At 63.7% G+C, this 16,846-nt stretch carries 16 protein-coding genes; 13 read left to right on the plus strand and 3 right to left on the minus strand.

Annotation, left to right across the window (positions count from 1 at the left end; translation table 11 throughout):
* Window positions 1-27: 27 nt before the first annotated feature.
* Both FF124_RS05680 and purD read right to left on the minus strand, forming a co-directional pair.
* Complete coding sequence (locus FF124_RS05680) at window positions 28-1,425, minus strand: MATE family efflux transporter (protein WP_138747529.1); 1,398 nt, start codon at window positions 1,423-1,425, stop codon at window positions 28-30.
* Between the two features lie 227 nt (window positions 1,426-1,652).
* The gene (gene purD / locus FF124_RS05685; protein WP_138747530.1) at window positions 1,653-2,924 is read right to left on the minus strand and encodes a phosphoribosylamine--glycine ligase; all 1,272 of its coding nucleotides are present in this window, start codon (window positions 2,922-2,924) and stop codon (window positions 1,653-1,655) included.
* Window positions 2,925-3,124: 200 nt separating this feature from the next.
* Here purD and obgE point away from each other — a divergent pair, with 200 nt between their 5' ends.
* The 9 genes from obgE (at window position 3,125) to FF124_RS05730 (ending at window position 12,186) form a co-directional block, all read left to right on the plus strand.
* A complete protein-coding gene (obgE, locus tag FF124_RS05690; protein ID WP_138747531.1) occupies window positions 3,125-4,183 on the plus strand; it encodes a GTPase ObgE in 1,059 nt (352 codons plus the stop codon).
* Window positions 4,184-4,185: 2 nt separating this feature from the next.
* The gene (gene proB / locus FF124_RS05695; protein ID WP_138747532.1) at window positions 4,186-5,349 is read left to right on the plus strand and encodes a glutamate 5-kinase; all 1,164 of its coding nucleotides are present in this window, start codon (window positions 4,186-4,188) and stop codon (window positions 5,347-5,349) included.
* Window positions 5,342-6,622, plus strand: a complete 1,281-nt coding sequence (locus FF124_RS05700; RefSeq protein ID WP_187326827.1) for a glutamate-5-semialdehyde dehydrogenase — start codon at window positions 5,342-5,344, stop codon at window positions 6,620-6,622. Before proB ends, FF124_RS05700 begins: the two co-directional genes overlap by 8 nt.
* A 40-nt stretch (window positions 6,623-6,662) precedes the next feature.
* Window positions 6,663-7,256 (plus strand): nicotinate-nucleotide adenylyltransferase, encoded by a 594-nt coding sequence (locus FF124_RS05705; protein WP_187326850.1) that lies wholly within the window; start codon window positions 6,663-6,665, stop codon window positions 7,254-7,256.
* Complete coding sequence (locus FF124_RS05710; RefSeq protein ID WP_138747534.1) at window positions 7,246-8,112, plus strand: hypothetical protein; 867 nt, start codon at window positions 7,246-7,248, stop codon at window positions 8,110-8,112. The genes FF124_RS05705 and FF124_RS05710 overlap by 11 nt, the downstream gene beginning before the upstream one ends.
* Before the next feature lie 112 nt (window positions 8,113-8,224).
* The gene (rsfS, locus tag FF124_RS05715; RefSeq protein WP_138747535.1) at window positions 8,225-8,656 is read left to right on the plus strand and encodes a ribosome silencing factor; all 432 of its coding nucleotides are present in this window, start codon (window positions 8,225-8,227) and stop codon (window positions 8,654-8,656) included.
* A 180-nt stretch (window positions 8,657-8,836) separates the two neighbouring features.
* Window positions 8,837-9,319, plus strand: coding sequence for a 23S rRNA (pseudouridine(1915)-N(3))-methyltransferase RlmH (rlmH, locus tag FF124_RS05720; protein ID WP_138747536.1), 483 nt, complete (start codon window positions 8,837-8,839; stop codon window positions 9,317-9,319).
* Window positions 9,320-9,419: 100 nt separating this feature from the next.
* A complete protein-coding gene (locus FF124_RS05725) occupies window positions 9,420-10,811 on the plus strand; it encodes a murein hydrolase activator EnvC family protein (protein WP_246072201.1) in 1,392 nt (463 codons plus the stop codon).
* The gene (locus tag FF124_RS05730) at window positions 10,801-12,186 is read left to right on the plus strand and encodes a S41 family peptidase (RefSeq protein WP_138747537.1); all 1,386 of its coding nucleotides are present in this window, start codon (window positions 10,801-10,803) and stop codon (window positions 12,184-12,186) included. Before FF124_RS05725 ends, FF124_RS05730 begins: the two co-directional genes overlap by 11 nt.
* A gap of 109 nt (window positions 12,187-12,295) precedes the next feature.
* Here the strand turns inward: FF124_RS05730 and pyrC are convergent, their stop codons facing one another.
* Window positions 12,296-13,336, minus strand: a complete 1,041-nt coding sequence (pyrC, locus tag FF124_RS05735) for a dihydroorotase (protein ID WP_138747538.1) — start codon at window positions 13,334-13,336, stop codon at window positions 12,296-12,298.
* Window positions 13,337-13,562: 226 nt separating this feature from the next.
* On the opposite strand from pyrC, the gene FF124_RS05740 reads away from it, so the two are divergent.
* The 4 genes from FF124_RS05740 to FF124_RS05755 all read left to right on the plus strand — a co-directional run bounded on the left by FF124_RS05740 (window position 13,563) and on the right by FF124_RS05755 (window position 16,845).
* Window positions 13,563-14,330: a LamB/YcsF family protein gene (locus tag FF124_RS05740; RefSeq protein WP_138747539.1), complete on the plus strand. Its 768-nt coding sequence runs from the start codon at window positions 13,563-13,565 to the stop codon at window positions 14,328-14,330.
* A 93-nt stretch (window positions 14,331-14,423) separates the two neighbouring features.
* Window positions 14,424-14,744, plus strand: a complete 321-nt coding sequence (locus tag FF124_RS05745) for an ArsR/SmtB family transcription factor (protein WP_138747540.1) — start codon at window positions 14,424-14,426, stop codon at window positions 14,742-14,744.
* Between the two features lie 46 nt (window positions 14,745-14,790).
* Window positions 14,791-15,993, plus strand: coding sequence for an MFS transporter (locus tag FF124_RS05750; protein ID WP_138747541.1), 1,203 nt, complete (start codon window positions 14,791-14,793; stop codon window positions 15,991-15,993).
* Between the two features lie 273 nt (window positions 15,994-16,266).
* The gene (locus FF124_RS05755) at window positions 16,267-16,845 is read left to right on the plus strand and encodes a GbsR/MarR family transcriptional regulator (protein ID WP_138747542.1); all 579 of its coding nucleotides are present in this window, start codon (window positions 16,267-16,269) and stop codon (window positions 16,843-16,845) included.
* Window position 16,846: the final 1 nt, after the last annotated feature.

The following is a 16,846-nucleotide window of genomic DNA, read 5'->3' on the forward strand; positions in this document are numbered from 1 at the left end:
AGCAGACCCGGCAGGCTGTCCGGCATGCTAAACTGCCGCTTCCTCACGGTGAAATACGCCCCATCTCGCGCCGGTCCGTCTGCCGTGAAACCACAGCACCACCGCCACGAGGACAAGCATAGCAAGGTCGCTTGAGGGTGCGGCCATCCAGATGCCCTGCTCGCCGAAGATAAGCGGCAGCAGGAAGATCAGCGGAATATTGAAGAAATAGGTCCGCCCGAGGCTCATCACCCCCGCGCTCACGGCCTTGCCAATGGCCTGGAAATAACCGGCGAGCACCATCACGGGCGCAACGACGACATAGGCGGCGGTAATGATGCGCACGATGTGGGCCGTTGCGGCAATGGTCTCGGCATCGTCGACGAACAGCGCGGCAAGCGGGCCCGCGGCCAACAGGAAAACGCTTTGGACGGCCAGCCCGTAGCCAAGACCGGTCAGAAGCCCGACGACGAGCGTGCGGTTGGACCGCTCATAGATCGCGGCGCCGTAATTATTGCCGACGATCGACTGGCAGGCGAAGTTCAGGCCCATCAGCGGCAGGAAGACGAAGGTCAATAGCCTGGAGGCAATGCCGTAGGCGGCGATCGTCAGGTCGTAATTCGTGCCGAACCAGGCCTTGACCGAGACCAGGATACAGGCCGTCGAAAGGCTGATCCCGATCAGTGACAGCGAAGATGGTAGGCCGAGCGCAAGCGTCCGCCCCCAGGCCTCCGTCAGCGGCTTGCCGGTGCGCTCCCAGAGCCGGATCGGCGTGCGGCCGGAAAGCCTGAGAACGACCACGGCGACAAGCGCCAGAAGCTGTGCTGCAAGCGTGCCGATGGCAGACCCCGCCACGCCCCAGCCCAAAAGAGCGATGAAGACGAAATTGAAGCCGATATTGGCGAGCGTCACCAGAACGCCGATCAGCGCCATCGTGCCGGGCCGGCCCTCCGAGCGCAGCGTGTCGCCCTGGGTGCTGATCAGGAATTGCAGCGGACTGCCGAAGAACAGAAGCGCGATATAGGTCGAAGCCATTGCCGCAAGCGCCGCGTCGCCGCCCGACAGCCAGCCAATGAGCGGCCTGCCTGCTGCGAGGTAGAACGCCATCAGCCCCAGCGCGGCGAGCATGGCAAGCGCCGTCGCCGACTGCATGGCCGATTGCGCGCCCGCGTGATCGCCGGCGCCGAGCCGCCGTGCCAGGATCGACGCCATGCCGGAGGAAACGAGCGTCGCCAGCGCGTTGAGCGCCATGAACAGAGGAAAGACCAGGGTGACGGCGGCAAGCGCGCGCGGCCCGACATAAACGCCGAGAAAGATGGCGTCGACCACGGTAAAGAGGCCGCTCACCAGCATCAAAAGCACGATCGGGGCAGCGGTCTTGAAGAAAAGCGGGGCAATCGGCCCCGAAAGATAGGGGTTTGACCCCGGGTTCGAAGAGGTATCCATGTCGTTGTCCCTCGGGACACTCGAGCCGCGCACAGCGACCGGTTATGGGGCCCGCATTGCCACAGAGTGTCGTTCGGAAAAAACAACGGACGACGGATCAAACGACTTCACCAAAACCTGACAGGCAGGCGCGCGGGCGGCAGGCGTCGCGAGGCCGCGCGCACTTAGCGCCGGCCCGAGGGGCAAGTCAAGCGCGTTTGCCTGGGTACCCGGAATCGGAAGGCGAATTAGCCCTCCTCGCGCGCCACTGCCCGCCAGCCGATGTCGCGGCGGCAGAAGCCGTCAGCCCAGTCGATATCCTCGATCAGCGCATAGGCACGGGTCTGGGCCTCGGTGACGTTGTGGCCGAGCGCCGTGACATTGAGGACGCGACCGCCGCTGGCGACAAGCCTGCCGTCGCGTATCGCCGTGCCGGCGTGGAAGGTGCGCGCCTCGGGACCGTCGACGGGCAAAGCGCGGATCTCGCCGCCCTTCTTGTAGGCGCCCGGATAGCCCTTGGTCGCCATGACGACGGTGAGCGCGGTATCCCCGCTCCAATCGGCGGAAACCTTGTCCAGCGTGCCATCGGCGGCGGCTTCCAGAATATCCAAAAGATCGCTTTGCAGCCGCATCATCAGCACCTGGCACTCCGGATCGCCGAAGCGGACATTGTATTCGATCAGTTCCGGGCCCTTTTCCGTGATCATCAGCCCGGCATAGAGCACGCCCTTGAAAGGATGGCCCATTTCCGCCATGCCGCGGATCGTCGGCTCGATGATTTCCTTCATGGTGCGGGCAATCATCGCCTCATCCATCACCGGGGCCGGCGAATAGGCGCCCATGCCGCCGGTATTCGGCCCGGTATCGCCGTCGCCGACGGCCTTGTGGTCCTGCGCGGTGGCAAGCGGCAGCGCGTTCTTGCCGTCGGAGAGGCAGAAGAAGCTCGCCTCCTCGCCCACCAGAAATTCCTCGACCACGACCTCGGCCCCGGCGGCGCCGAACGTGCCGGAAAAACAGTCATCAATGGCGGCCAGCGCTTCGGCATTGGTGCGGGCAACAGTCACGCCCTTGCCGGCGGCGAGACCATCGGCCTTGATCACGATCGGCGCGCCGATCTCGCCGACATAGGCCTTCGCCTCTTCTCCGTTGGTGAAGCGGCGATAGGCGCCGGTTGGAATATCGTATCGGGCGCAGAGGTCCTTGGTGAACCCCTTCGAACCCTCAAGCTGGGCGGCGGCCTGTGTCGGGCCGAACACCTTGATGCCGGCTTTACTCAGAGCATCGGCAAGACCGTCCACCAGCGGCGCTTCGGGGCCGACGACGACGAGGCCGATTTCCTTCTCGCCGCAAAAGGCGATGACCGCCGCGTGATCGGCCGGATCAAGCTTCACGCATTCGGCATGGGCGGCAATGCCCGGATTGCCGGGCGCGGCATAAAGCACGCCGAGACGCGGCGATTGCGAGAGTTTCCAGGCCAGCGCGTGTTCACGCCCGCCCGAGCCGATCAGAAGGACATTCATGGGGTCCGCTCCAGTTGTCACCTGCTGGCGGTTGGGTAAGCAGACGCGCGGCAAAGGTCAAGGCCGCGTTGCACGCAGACTTCGCCGCGCGCCATGTTGCAGCAACGGTTTTTCACGATATTCTTTGACCTCGAAGCCGCCTGACGCTAACGATGCGGTCGGTTTTACCCCACACACCTGAAGACAAAAGCGACGATCCCATGAAATTTCTCGATGAGGCAAAAGTCTATATCCGCTCCGGCGACGGCGGGGCCGGGTCTGTCTCGTTCCACCGCGAGAAATATATCGAGTTCGGCGGCCCGGACGGCGGCGACGGCGGACGCGGCGGCGATGTGTGGGTGGAAGCGGTCGAAGGGCTGAACACGCTGATCGATTTCCGCTACCAGCAGCATTTCAAGGGCGAGACCGGCGGGCATGGCATGGGCCGCAACCGCACCGGCGCCAACGGCAAGAGCGTGACCCTGAAAGTGCCGGTCGGCACGCAGATCTTCGAGGAGGACCGCGAGACGCTGATCTGCGACCTCACCGAGATCGGCGAGCGCTACCGGCTGGCCTCCGGCGGCAATGGCGGCTTCGGCAACGCCCATTTCAAGACAGCGACCAACCAGGCCCCGCGCTGGGCCAATCCCGGCCTCGAAGGCCAGGAAAAGACGATCTGGCTTCGCCTTAAGCTGATCGCCGATGCCGGGCTCGTCGGCCTGCCCAATGCCGGCAAGTCGACCTTTCTCGCGACCGTGACCCGCGCCCGGCCGAAGATCGCCAATTACCCGTTCACGACGTTGCATCCAAACCTTGGCGTCGCCAGCATCCATGGGCGCGAGTTCATTCTCGCCGACATTCCCGGCCTGATCGAAGGCGCGCATGAAGGGATCGGCATCGGCGACCGGTTCTTAGGCCATGTGGAGCGCACCCGCGTGCTGCTGCACCTGGTCTCCTCGCAGGAAGAGGATGTCGCCGCCGTCTACCGCACGGTGCGTCATGAGCTTCAGGCCTATGGCCACGAACTCGCTGACAAGCACGAGCTCGTCGCGCTGTCACAGATCGACATCCTTGACGACGAGACGCTTGCGGCAAAGAAAAAGGCGCTGGAAGAGGCATCCGGCGGCAAGGTCTTCGCGATCTCGGCCGTTGCCCAGAAGGGCATGACCGAAGTGCTGTCGGCTCTTGCCGAGATCATCCGCGCCGAAGATGCACGCCTTGGCATTGCCGCGCCCGAACGGGGCATCGACAAGGGCCGGCACGACAAGTGGGAGCCCTGACAATGAACGGCATGCACCGTTCGCTGACGCATTATCGGCGGATCGTGATCAAGATCGGCTCGGCACTGCTCGTCGACCGCGCGCGCGGGCTCAAACATGACTGGCTGAACCGGCTGTGCGACGATATTGCCGCGCTGAAGGCGGCAGGCGTCGAGGTTCTGGTCGTCTCCTCCGGCGCGGTCGCGCTGGGGCGGACCGTGCTGCACAGCCATTCCGGCACGCTGAAGCTGGAAGAGGCGCAGGCGGCCGCCGCCGTCGGTCAGATCGGCCTTGCCGGTGCCTGGACCGAGAGCCTGCGCCACCACGACATTCTTGCCGGCCAGATCCTGCTGACGCTGCAGAACACCGAGGAGCGGCGGCATTACCTCAACGCCCGTGCCACGATCCTGCAGCTCCTGAAAGCCGGCGCCGTTCCGATCATCAACGAGAACGACACGATCGCCACCTCGGAGATCCGCTACGGCGACAATGACCGGCTGGCCGCCCGCGTGGCGACCATGATCGGGGCGGAGCTTCTGGTGCTGCTCTCCGACATTGACGGGCTATACACCGCCCCGCCGCATCTCGATCCCCATGCCCATTTTCTCGCCGAGATCGAGGCGATCACGCCCGAGATCGAGGCGATGGCGGGCGGCGCGGCATCGGAATTGTCGCGCGGCGGCATGCATACCAAGATCGAGGCCGGCAAGATCGCGACCGCCGCCGGCTGCGCCATGGTGATTGCCTCCGGCAAGATCGACCACCCGCTGAAGGCGATCGAGGACGGCGCGCGCCATTCCATGTTCCACGCGTCGCACACGCCGGTGAACGCCCGCAAGACCTGGATTGCCGGCCAGCTTCTGCCCGCCGGCACGATCCATATCGACGATGGCGCCGTGGCGGCGCTCAAACGCGGCAACAGCCTTCTGCCGGCCGGCGTGACGGCGGTTGACGGCCATTTTTCCCGCGGCGACACTGTGGCGATCGTCAACTTGAAAGGCGGCGAGGTTGCGCGCGGGCTGTCAGGCTATGACAGCGACGAAGCGCGCATGATCGCTGGCCAGAAGACCGTCAATATCGAGGCAACCCTCGGCTATCCCGCCCGCGCGGCCATGGTCCACCGCGATGACCTGGTGATGGCCGCCGTCGGCAAGAAGAAACAGAACGAAGGTTCGACCCATGCTTGATCAGGTTCACAAAGACGATATCGCCGCCGTGATGCGGGAGCTTGGAACGCGTGCGCGCGCCGCCGCCCACAAGCTGGCGATCGCCCCGACCGAGACCAAGAACCGGGCGCTTCTCGCCATGGCCCGCGAGATCGAGGCGCGCGCGCCGGAAATCCTCGCCGAGAACGAGAAGGATGTGGCTGCCGCGCGCGACAACGGCATCACCGGCTCCTTCATCGACCGGCTGGAACTTAATGACGCACGCATCGCCGCCATCGCCGACGGAATCCGCGCCATTGCCGCGCTGGACGATCCGGTCGGCAAGCTGATCGCCGAATGGGACCGGCCGAACGGGCTGACGATCTCGCGCGTGCGCACGCCGCTCGGCGTCATCGGCGTCATCTATGAGAGCCGCCCCAACGTGACGGCGGATGCCGGCGCGCTCTGCCTGAAGGCCGGCAATGCCGTGATCCTGCGCGGCGGTTCGGATTCCGCCCATTCGGCGCGCGCGATCCACGGCGCGCTGAAGGCGGGGCTTGCGGAAGCCGGCCTGCCGGAAGACGCGATCCAGATCGTGCCGACCACCGACCGCGCCGCTGTCGGCGAGATGCTGTCAGGCCTTACCGGCAATATCGACGTGATCGTGCCGCGCGGCGGCAAAAGCCTCGTCGCTCGCGTGCAGACGGAAGCGCGGGTGCCGGTCTTCGCCCATCTGGAAGGCCTCTGCCACATCTATGTCGACAAGTCCGCCGATCTCGACATGGCGCGCGACATCGTCGTCAACGCCAAGATGCGTCGCACCGGCATTTGCGGCGCGGCCGAAACGCTGCTGATTGACCGGGCCGCCGCCGACACCTTCGCGACCCCGCTGATCGAGGCGCTGGAAGCGAAGGGCTGCCTGGTCCGCGTCGATCACGACATGATCGACTATGCCCGCGGCCGTGCGGAGGCGAGTGATGCCGACTGGACGACGGAATATCTCGACGCGATCATTTCGGTGAAGCTCGTCGACGGCATTTCCGGCGCGATCGAGCACATCGAAAAATATTCCTCGCACCACACCGAGGCGGTGATTGCCGAGGACCCGGACGTGGTCGCCCGTTTCTTCAACGAGATCGATTCCGCCATCCTGCTGCACAATGCCTCGACGCAATTTGCCGATGGCGGCGAGTTCGGCATGGGCGCGGAAATCGGCATTGCGACCGGCAAGATGCATGCGCGCGGACCGGTCGGCGTCGAACAGCTCACCTCGTTCAAATACCTTGTGCGCGGCACGGGACAGACGCGGGCCTGACAGTTTGACCGAGAAGACGATCGACAGACGCTATCTTGCCATGCCCTATTGCGAGCCGGGCATGACGGTCGGCCTGTTCGGCGGATCGTTCAACCCGCCGCATGAGGGGCATTTCCTGGTGGCGAGTCTCGCGATCCAGCGCCTCGGCCTCGACCAGCTCTGGTGGCTCGTCACGCCCGGCAATCCGCTGAAAAGCGGCAATGGTCTTGCGCCGCTTGCCGACCGTCTGGCTATGAGCGAGAGACTGGCGCGCGATCCGCGCATCCGCGTCTCGGCACTCGAAAAGACGATCGGCACGGCCTATACGGCCCGCACCATCCGGCATATCGTCCGTCGAAACCGAGGCGTCCATTTCGTCTGGATCATGGGCGCCGACAATCTCGGCGATTTTCACCGCTGGCAGGAATGGCGCACGATTGCCCGCACCGTGCCGCTTGCCGTCATCGACCGGCCCGGCTCGACCCTGACCTTCCTCTCCTCCAAGGCCGCGCGCACGCTTCACAAGGCCCGTATCCCCGAACGCGATGCGAGGGCGCTGGCGCGAATGACGCCGCCGGCCTGGACCTTCATCCACGGGCCCCGCTCCAATGTCAGTTCAACGGCGCTCAGGCGTGGAAGCAATCATGCGGATTGAGATCGTCGACAGGCTGAACGATCCGGGAAAGCCCGGCGGCCACAGCGAGGACCGCGCGGGCGCAAATGAACACAGCGCCTTCGTCATCGACGGCGCGACCGGCATTGCCGACCGGCAGGTGATGACGGACTTTCCGAGCGACGCCGCCTGGTTGGCCGACCGCGCGGCAGCCGCCTTTTCCAGGGCGGGCAGCCCTGAGAGCGTTGCCGACATCGTATCACGGCTCAACGCTGAAGCGCGCGCGGCCTATTTAGCCGCTGCCGGGACCGGCGACCTGCCGCGCTACATGTGGCCGGCCGCCGCCTTCCAGATGCTCAGGATCGAGGGCGACCGGCTTGTCTCCTACGGGCTCGGCGACTGCCGCCTGTTCCTGCAATCCGAAGTGAATGGGCGGGTATTCGAGACCACGGCGCTGAAGGGCAACAGGACGAGGGAGATCGCCGCCGCCCGCGCGCATCTCGCCCGAACCGGCGGCTTTGGCGGCAAGAACGACATCGGCGGCGACGAGAAGACCCGCGCGGCCCTGCGCGAAAGCCGCTCGAAACACAACATGCCGGGCGGGCGGATTTTCACCCTCGGCCTGGTGCCGGAGGCGGCAGACGCAATCGTGCGCGAGGAAACCGGCATTGCAGCCCCTGCCCGCGGCCTGCTCTCATCCGACGGATTTGCCGCGCTCAGCGACAATTACGATGCTTTCAGCCCTTCGGGCTTGATCGATGCGGCCTTTGACGAAGGCCTGCCGGTCCTTCTCAAGCGCCTGCGCGAAATCGAGCGGATCGAGGATCCGGAAGGCGAGCGCTTTCCGCGCTACAAGGTCTCTGACGACGCCACCTGCCTCGCCTTCCGTATCTTCTGAAGGCTGCGCGCGTCATCGATTTCAAGGAAAACCTTGCGCGACACCCCCATTGGCTCCTATCTTCAGGGGGACTTGTGCGCGTCACGAGTCGTAATCGTGCTTGTTCCGGTCCATGAAGAAAGGAAGACCCCTGACAACATTGCACGCGAAGGGTGCCGCAGACGATGCTGCACCGAAGAGCAGGAAAAGCGGCGTCCATGCCGCGGATCAGGCTTTGTCCACCGTCCTCGCCAGCCTCGAGGATTCGAAGGCTGAAGATATTGTAACCATCGACATCAAGGGCAAATCGGCGCTCGGCGACCACATGGTGGTTGTGTCCGGACGCTCGAACCGTCATGTCGTGGCGATTTGCGACCATCTGGTCAAGGACATCAAGCAATCGGGTGCTGGCACGCCCAAGGTTGAGGGCCAGGAGGCCGGAGACTGGGTGCTGATCGACACCGGTGACGTGATCGTCCATGTGTTCCGGCCAGAAGTCCGCGAGTTCTACAATATCGAGAAGATGTGGTCCGCGCCTGAAATGAACGAGGGACGGCTGCACTAGCGCTTGGCATCGAGGCGCCTGTGACTGCCGTTTGCCGCGCCAAAGCGCGCGGGCATGATCTTTGTGGCCTTGTGCTGGCCCGAAAGTTCCGCTTTGGTCCAAACCAGACGGATCTTGCGGGCACTGTAAGCTTTAGCCTGAAGTACTGTTCGTCTGACCGGACGCACCAAGGAAAAAACAATGCAGATCGGCATTTTCGCCGTCGGGCGACTGAAATCCGGTCCCGAGAAGGACCTGGTTGCCCGCTATCTCGATCGGCTGAAAAAGACCGGGAAGGCGCAGGGCATCGATTTCACCCGTGTCCACGAAGTCAATGAAAGCCGCGCCGGCAATGCCGCGACCCGCAAGCGCGAGGAGGCGCAGGCGCTGGAGGCGGTCCTCTCCCCCGAGACCGTTCTCGTGCTGCTGGACGAAAACGGCAAGTCCTTCGACAGCCCTGCCTTTTCCGGGAAGATCGCCGGTTTTCGCGATCAGGGCAAGCGCGAGATGATCTTCGCCATCGGCGGCGCCGACGGGCTTGATCCGGCCCTGGTCGAACGCGCCGACCTGACCATCAATTTCGGCGCCATGACATGGCCGCACCAGATCGTGCGCATCCTGCTTGCCGAACAGCTCTACCGCGCCGTGACGCTCATGGCCGGCCACCCCTATCATCGGGTATGACTGCTTCAAAACTTTGTGTCTTATAAAGATGTTCGGCTTTCGTTAACCTGTCGGCGTTCTATATCGGCTGCGCTTGAGCTCCAACCGAAAGTCAGGACGAATGGGCTTTGCAAGGGTCAATACCGTGCGTCTCCTTTCCGCATGCAGCCTGATGCTGCTTGCGGCTGCGGCATGGACTGCGCCCGGCACGAGCCTAGCCCAGACCGATCCCGCGCCGCAGACCGATTCCCGCGAACTGGTGGACAGGCTTTCCGAAAGGCGCAGCGAAACCGAGATCGAGCTCGACACAATCCGCAGTTCCATCACCGTTTCTGAAGAGAAGATTGCCGGCCTGCAGAGCGAGATCGACAAGCTTGCCGGCGACACCGCAAGCCTGAAACAGGCGCTGGTGGATTCCGCCGACCGAAGGCGCGCGCTGGAGGAACAGATCGGCGAGAGCGAGGCGCGCATTGCCGAACTCTCCGGGGAGGAAGCCGTCCTCAAGGCCTCTCTGAACGAGGAGCGCGACGTGCTGGCCGATGTTCTGGCTGCCCTGCAGCGCATGGGCCGCGACCCGCCGCCTGCCCTGCTGGTCGCTCCCGGCGATGCGCTCGATTCCGTCCGCAGCGCTATCCTGCTCGACGGCGTGGTGCCCGAGATGCGCGCGCGCATGGAAAGCGTGCTTGGCGATCTCAGATCGCTGCAGGCGGTCAAGCAGGAACGCGAGAACGCGCGCGACGCGCTTGCCGCCGACCTCGACAGCCTGGCCGAGGAAACCAGGCGCATGGACATGCTGATTGCCGAAAACGAGAAGGCGAGCGCAGAAAGCGCCGAGGCGCTTGCCGAGGAACGGCGCCAGGCCGAGGCGCTTGCCGCGCGCGCCACCGACCTCAACGGCCTGATCGCCTCGCTCGAGACCGAAATCACCTCCGCGCGCAACGCGGCGCTGCTTGCCCGACAGGAGGAAGAGCGCCGCCGGCAGATGAGCGAAGCGCAACGGGAAGAGGCGCGCAGCCGCGCGCTCACATCTTCGCCCGATAAAAACCGCATTACGCCCGCATATCCGTTTTCTGACCTCAAGAACCGGTTGGTTTTGCCGGTGGCCGGCGATATTCTGCGCCGCTTCGGCGATCCGGACGGAACGGGCCATGAGGCGACCGGCATCACCGTCGCGGCGCGCCCGGGCGCTCTGGTGACGGCGCCGGCGGACGGAACGGTGGTTTACGCCGGACGCTTCAGAAGCTACGGAGAGATGATCATTCTCAATGTCGGCGACGGCTATCATCTGGTGATGACGGGCATGGAGGGTTTGAAGGTGCGCCAGGGCGATTTCGTATTCTCCGGCGAACCCCTTGCGCAGATGGGCGCCAGACGCATTGCAAGCGCTGCGACGCTGGCGCTGGAAACAGACAGGCCGACGCTCTACATTGAGCTTCGGCAAAACGGCAAGCCGGTCGATTCCGGACCTTGGTGGGCGGACAAAAATGATGGAAAGGCACGCAATGATACGTAGGGCAACGCTTCTGCTGGCAGGCGCAGTGATCGGCGCCTCGGCGACCGGCATTCTGGTTTCCGCCGACATACCGGCGCGCGCGGCAAGTGACGACAGCACCTATCGCGAAATGTCGCTGTTCGGCGACGTGTTCGAGCGCGTGCGCAGCCAGTATGTCTCGCCGCCTGACGAAGAAAAGATGATCCAGGATGCGATCAACGGCATGCTGAGCGGGCTCGATCCGCATTCAAGCTACATGACGGCCGAAGAATCCGAAGAGATGCGCGACCAGTCGAAGGGCGAGTTCGGCGGCCTCGGCATCGAGGTGACAATGGAAGACGAAGTCGTCAAGGTCGTCGCTCCGATCGATGACACGCCCGCCGCCAATGCCGGCGTTCTTGCCGGCGACAGCATTGTCGAGATCGACGGCGAAAGCGTGCGCGGCATGTCGCTCAACGATGCGGTGGACCGCATGCGCGGCGAGGTCGGCGAGCCGATCGACATCACCATCATCCGCGATGGCGTTGCCAAGCCGATCGAGATGACCATCGTGCGCGGCGTCATTCCGGTGCAGTCGGTCAAATGGCGGATCGAGAACGACAATATCGGCTATATCCGGCTTTCGACTTTCATGAACGAGAAGCTGGACGAAAGCCTGAACGAGGCGATCGAGGAAATCCGCGCCGAAGTACCGGATGACCAGCTCAAGGGCTATATCCTCGACCTGCGCCTCAACCCCGGCGGCTTCCTCAACCAGGCCGTTGCCGTGGCCGATACCTTCCTCGACGAAGGCGAGGTGGTCTCCACCCGTGGCCGCAATGCCAGCGAAACCCGCCGCTTCGATGCGGGGCCCGGCGACCTCACCAACGGCAAGCCGCTGATCGTGCTCGTCAATGGCGGCTCGGCCTCGGCCTCCGAAATCGTCGCCGGCGCGCTGCAGGACCTGAAGCGGGCGACGCTGGTCGGGACCCGCACCTTCGGCAAGGGCTCGGTGCAGACCATCGTGCCGCTCGGCGTCGAAGGTTCACTCAGGCTGACAACGGCACTCTATTACACGCCGTCCGGCACCTCGATCCAGGGCACCGGCATCAACCCGGACATCATCGTCGAGCAGGTGCTGCCGGAAGACCTCGAAGGCGTGATCCGTCCGGAAGGCGAAAGCGCGCTGCGCGGTCATATCCAGGGCGATGAGGAAACCGACGCGGGTTCGGGTTCGGTGGCCTATGTGCCGCGCGAGACCGAGGACGATGTCCAGCTGAAATACGCGATCGACCTTCTGGAAGGCAACATCACCGACGCCGCCTTTCCCGCGGACCCGGCCAAGGCGGTCGAGGAATTGCAGGCGGCAAAGGCCGATGCTGAGGTCCAGCAACCGGAAATGGAGGACGCCCATTAAGGGCGCACCAGCAAAACTTATTTGTTTGCAAGAAGGCCGGGTTCGCCCGGCCTTTTTCGTTTCGCGTCCCGGACAATCCGTAACGAGCGAAAATGCCTTTCAGACGGAACTACCGCTCAACCTCCCAGAAAAGCGGGAACTTGGGATCGAACACCGTCACCGGACCGGCGCCGGTTTCCCGCTTTTTCGGATAGTCGACCGCTTCGTCGCGCTTGACGAGCGTCACCCTCTCCTCGTTCGGGGAAAGCCCGTACCATGCCGGACCGTTGAGCGAGGCGAAGGCTTCGAGACGGTCGAGGGCGTCTTCGTTCTCGAACACATGGGCAAGGCAGCTCATCGTGTTCGGCGCGGTATAGATGCCGGCGCAGCCGCAGCCGCATTCCTTGGCCGGGTCTACATGCGGAGCGGAATCGGTCCCGAGGAAGAAACGGGCATCGCCCGAGGTCGCGGCCGCGACCAGCGCCTTGCGGTGCGCCTCGCGCTTTGCCACGGGCAGGCAATAGTAATGCGGGCGAATGCCGCCGACGAGAATGTCGTTGCGATTGATGATCAGGTGGTGTGTGGTGATCGAACCGGCGAGATTGCCCTCGGCAGCCGCGATATAATCGATCCCGTCCTTCGTCGTCACGTGCTCCATGGTGATCTTCAGCTCCGGCAGACGCTTGCGCAGCGGATCGAGCACGGTGTCTATGAAGACGGCCTCACGGTCGAAGATATCGACGTCGGCGCTCGTGACCTCGCCATGGACGCAGAGATTGAGCCCGATCTCCGCCATCTTCTCCAGCACCGGCATGGCGTTGTCGAAATTGCGCACGCCGCTTGCCGAATTGGTTGTGGCACCAGCGGGATAAAGTTTGACGGCGGTCACAAGGCCGCTTTCGTGAGCGCGCGCGACGTCATCCGGGTCGGTCGTCTCGGTGAGGTAGAGCGTCATCAACGGGGTGAAGACCGCGCCTTGCGGCAGCGCCGCCATGATCCGCTCGCGATAGGCGGCAGCATCGGCGGCCGTCACCACCGGCGGCACCAGATTGGGCATGATGATGGCGCGGGCAAAGTCTCGGGCCGTGTCGCCGATCACGCCCTCCATCATCGCGCCGTCGCGCAAATGCAGGTGCCAGTCATCGGGGCGGCGGATCGTCAGTCTGTTCATCATCTCACTCCATGGGCTCGACCTGATCCGGCAATAGAGAATTTCAGGTCGGAAGGAAAGGCGGGGACGCCCCCGCAACAGGCGGAACCAACCTCTGAAGATATGCATTTTCGCATAGACAGCATGAGAAAAACGCAAACCAAACCATGAAAAATCCATTGTTTGCCCGTCCCCCAAGCCCCTACATTGGCAAGACAACGTTCTGGAACCACAGGGAGGCGAGACCGTGACGCGCCAGAGGATCGACATCAATTGCGACATGGGGGAAAGCTTCGGCGCCTGGGAGAAGGGCGACGACGCGGCGATGCTGAAGATCGTCTCTTCCGCCAATATCGCCTGCGGCTTCCATGCCGGCGATCCCGATATCATGGCCAGGACCTTTGCCCTTGCGCGCGAGCGCAACGTCGCCGTCGGGGCGCATCCGGGCTTTCCTGATCTGATGGGCTTCGGCCGCCGGCAGATCCCCTATTCGGTCGGCGAGATCGAGCGGCTCGTCGCCTACCAGATCGGCGCCGCCCAGGCGGTCTCGCAATATGTCGGTCACCCGATCACCCATGTGAAGCCCCATGGCGCGCTCGGCAATCTCGCACAGCATGACGAGGCCGTCGCCCGCGCCATCTGCAACGCGATCAAGGCGGTCGATTCCTCGCTGATCTGCCTGGCTATCGCGCTCGGTCAGCAGCACCGGATCGCCGAGGAGATGGGTCTGACCGTCGTCTCGGAGATCTTCGCCGACCGCGCCTATACCGACGAGGGCATTCTGGTGCCGCGCGGCATGAAGGGGGCGGTGATCCGCGATCCGGATGCGGCGGCCTGGCGGGTTGTCGAGATGGTCAGCGAAGGCGCGATCGTCACCGTTTCCGGCAAGCGGCTTGAGACGCCGATGGGCTCGATCTGCGTTCACGGCGATGCGCCCGAGGCGCTCGCGATCGCCCAGGCCGTGCGCAGCGGGCTGGAAAAGCAGGGCTTCGCCATTGCCAACTTCATCCACTAGGCTGTAACAGAGACAGATTGACCTTTTTGGCCGCCGCGGGACCGGGCGGGTTTCGATCTTGACTTCTCTAGAAAAAATCGTATATACGAAATTATGAAGATTGAATCCGAAAACATGGTCGAATCCGCGGATGAAGCCTGCGAGCTGTTGAAGGCGCTGGGCAATCGTCACCGGCTTCTCATTCTCTGCCAGCTCATCGACGGAGAGCGATCCGTCGGCGAGCTTGCGGATTTTCTCGGCATCCGGGATTCCACCGTTTCCCAGCATCTGGCGCTGTTGCGGCGCGAGAAGTTGATCGCCGGCCGGCGCGAGGGACAAACGATCTGGTACCGGATCGAAAGCGAACCCGCCCGGCAGATCCTGACGACGCTTTATGACGCCTATTGCGTGAAAGACGGCAATCGGGCTAGCTAGAGCGCCACACACCATATGGGCGTGAGCCCGGAGCCCCTACCTGCCGATGACCACCGCCGACAGCCCGGACACCGCGCGCCGCAATATCCGCATTCTCACCCTGTCTCAGGCCGTGGGCGGCGCTGCCCCGCCGATCGTCATCTCGCTTGGCGGCATCGTCGGGCAGCTTCTGTCGCCCGATCCGGCCTTCGCCACGGTTCCCGTCAGCCTCTATAATCTCGGCGTTGCCGCCGGCACGCTGCCGGCCGCCTTCATCATGCGCCGGGTCGGGCGCCGGCTCGGCTATATCTTCGGCGCGCTGATCGGGATTTGCGGCGGGCTTGTGGCGGCGACAGGCGTTGCCGCCTCCACCTTCCTCATCTTCTGCATAGGCACGATCCTGATCGGGCTTTACGGCGCCTACCTGCAGAGTTTCCGCTTTGCCGCGGCCGATTCGGTCTCCGGCGACATGAAGGCGCTCGCGATCTCGCGGGTGATGATCGGCGGACTGGCTGCGGCCATCATCGGCCCGCAGGTGGTGATCTGGACCAGCGACGCCGTGCCGAACCTGCCCTATGTGGCAAGCTTCGTCAGCCTTTCGGTCCTTGCCCTTCTCACATTGCTTCTGGTTTCGCAACTGAAGGTGCCGCGCGCCGACAAGGCAGCCGCCGTCGATCTTTCCGGCGGGCGGCGCCTGTCGGAAATCGCGCGCTCGCCCCGCTTCATCCTTGCCGCCGGCACAGGCGTCATTTCCTACGCGTTGATGGCCTTCATCATGACGGCGACGCCGCTGGCCATGGTCGCCTGCGGGCACACGGTCGGCGAGGCGACGCTCGGCATCCAGTGGCATGTGCTCGCCATGTTCGGGCCCAGTTTCTTCACCGGCCGGCTGATCGCCCGTTTCGGCAAGGAGACCATCGCCGCCACGGGCCTTGTCCTGATCGCGGCCTGCGCGGCGATCGCGCTTTCCGGTCTCGGCCTCACCCATTTCTGGGCTGCCCTCATCCTGCTCGGCGTCGGCTGGAATTTCGGCTTCATCGGCGCCACCGCGATGATCACCGACTGCCATACGGCGGAAGAACGCGGCAAGGTTCAGGGGCTGAACGATTTCCTGGTTTTCGGCTCGGTGGCTTCCGCCTCCTTCCTCGCCGGCGCCCTGGTCAATACCGAAAACGGCTGGAGCCTGATGAACTGGCTGGTCTTTCCTGCCGTTCTGGTTGTCCTTATACCGCTTCTATTCGGTCGCCTCTTCAGCGCCTCGCGCGCCTGACCGGCGCGCATATCTTCTCCCGTCTCGACTCAATTCCGGTTAATTCGGCAACACCCGAATTTTCGAGATACAACCTTTGGACGCATTCTGCTTTTTTCGTTCTGCATGACATAAATCAAATTGCCCGAAGGCCCTCTCGGCTAAACCCGTTGAATTAGAAGGGGGTTCGGTTGCGCATTTCGATGTCGGACAAGGATGACCTTGCACGATATCAGATATCGCGTTACACAGTTTTCAGAAAAAACTGAAAATACAGACCGATCAGGACAGCCGATGACAATGTCGCCCATCGTACAGGATTTCGTTCTCCATTTCGGCGAGATGGGCAGCCGTTGGGGCATCAACCGGTCGGTGGGACAGATTTACGCTCTTCTCTATGCCTCGCGCGAGCCGCTTTGCGCCGACGACATGGTGAACGAGTTGAAGATTTCGCGGTCCAATGTGGCCGCCGGGCTGAAGGAACTGCAGTCGTGGGGACTGGTTCTCCTGCGGCACAGGCCGGGCGACCGGCGCGACTACTACACGACGCCGGAGGATGTCTGGTCCATTCTGCGGACACTGGCCGAGGAGCGGAAGAAGCGGGAGGTCGACCCGACACTTGCCCTTCTTGCCGAAGTGACCACGCGCACGCCGCGCGACGAGGATGAGGAATACGCCCAGAAGCGCATGGGCGAAATGCATGACCTGATCGCAAGGCTCTCGTCCTGGTACGACGATGTGAAGGGCCTGGAGACGGAAAGGCTGCTGATGCTGCTCGGAATGGGCGCGCGGGTGACGCGACTGCTCGAGACGGCAGACAAGATGACATCGTTCGGCCGCAAGGCCGGGCGCGACCAGGAAGAGAAGGTTTGAG

The organism is Martelella lutilitoris (genome assembly GCF_005924265.1).
GTDB lineage: Bacteria > Pseudomonadota > Alphaproteobacteria > Rhizobiales > Rhizobiaceae > Martelella > Martelella lutilitoris.

Excerpts from the sequence above, each read along its gene's own strand:
- FF124_RS05725 (WP_246072201.1), top strand. The coding sequence starts at position 9,420 with ATGGGCTTTGCAAGGGTCAATACCGTGCGTCTCCTTTCCGCATGCAGC.
- FF124_RS05705 (WP_187326850.1), top strand. The coding sequence starts at position 6,663 with ATGCCCTATTGCGAGCCGGGCATGACGGTCGGCCTGTTCGGCGGATCG.
- pyrC (WP_138747538.1), bottom strand. The coding sequence starts at position 13,336 with ATGAACAGACTGACGATCCGCCGCCCCGATGACTGGCACCTGCATTTG.
- FF124_RS05710 (WP_138747534.1), top strand. The coding sequence starts at position 7,246 with ATGCGGATTGAGATCGTCGACAGGCTGAACGATCCGGGAAAGCCCGGC.
- proB (WP_138747532.1), top strand. The coding sequence starts at position 4,186 with ATGAACGGCATGCACCGTTCGCTGACGCATTATCGGCGGATCGTGATC.
- rsfS (WP_138747535.1), top strand. The coding sequence starts at position 8,225 with ATGAAGAAAGGAAGACCCCTGACAACATTGCACGCGAAGGGTGCCGCA.
- FF124_RS05750 (WP_138747541.1), top strand. The coding sequence starts at position 14,791 with ATGACCACCGCCGACAGCCCGGACACCGCGCGCCGCAATATCCGCATT.
- obgE (WP_138747531.1), top strand. The coding sequence starts at position 3,125 with ATGAAATTTCTCGATGAGGCAAAAGTCTATATCCGCTCCGGCGACGGC.
- FF124_RS05755 (WP_138747542.1), top strand. The coding sequence starts at position 16,267 with ATGACAATGTCGCCCATCGTACAGGATTTCGTTCTCCATTTCGGCGAG.
- purD (WP_138747530.1), bottom strand. The coding sequence starts at position 2,924 with ATGAATGTCCTTCTGATCGGCTCGGGCGGGCGTGAACACGCGCTGGCC.
- FF124_RS05745 (WP_138747540.1), top strand. The coding sequence starts at position 14,424 with ATGAAGATTGAATCCGAAAACATGGTCGAATCCGCGGATGAAGCCTGC.
- FF124_RS05680 (WP_138747529.1), bottom strand. The coding sequence starts at position 1,425 with ATGGATACCTCTTCGAACCCGGGGTCAAACCCCTATCTTTCGGGGCCG.
- FF124_RS05730 (WP_138747537.1), top strand. The coding sequence starts at position 10,801 with ATGATACGTAGGGCAACGCTTCTGCTGGCAGGCGCAGTGATCGGCGCC.
- FF124_RS05700 (WP_187326827.1), top strand. The coding sequence starts at position 5,342 with ATGCTTGATCAGGTTCACAAAGACGATATCGCCGCCGTGATGCGGGAG.
- rlmH (WP_138747536.1), top strand. The coding sequence starts at position 8,837 with ATGCAGATCGGCATTTTCGCCGTCGGGCGACTGAAATCCGGTCCCGAG.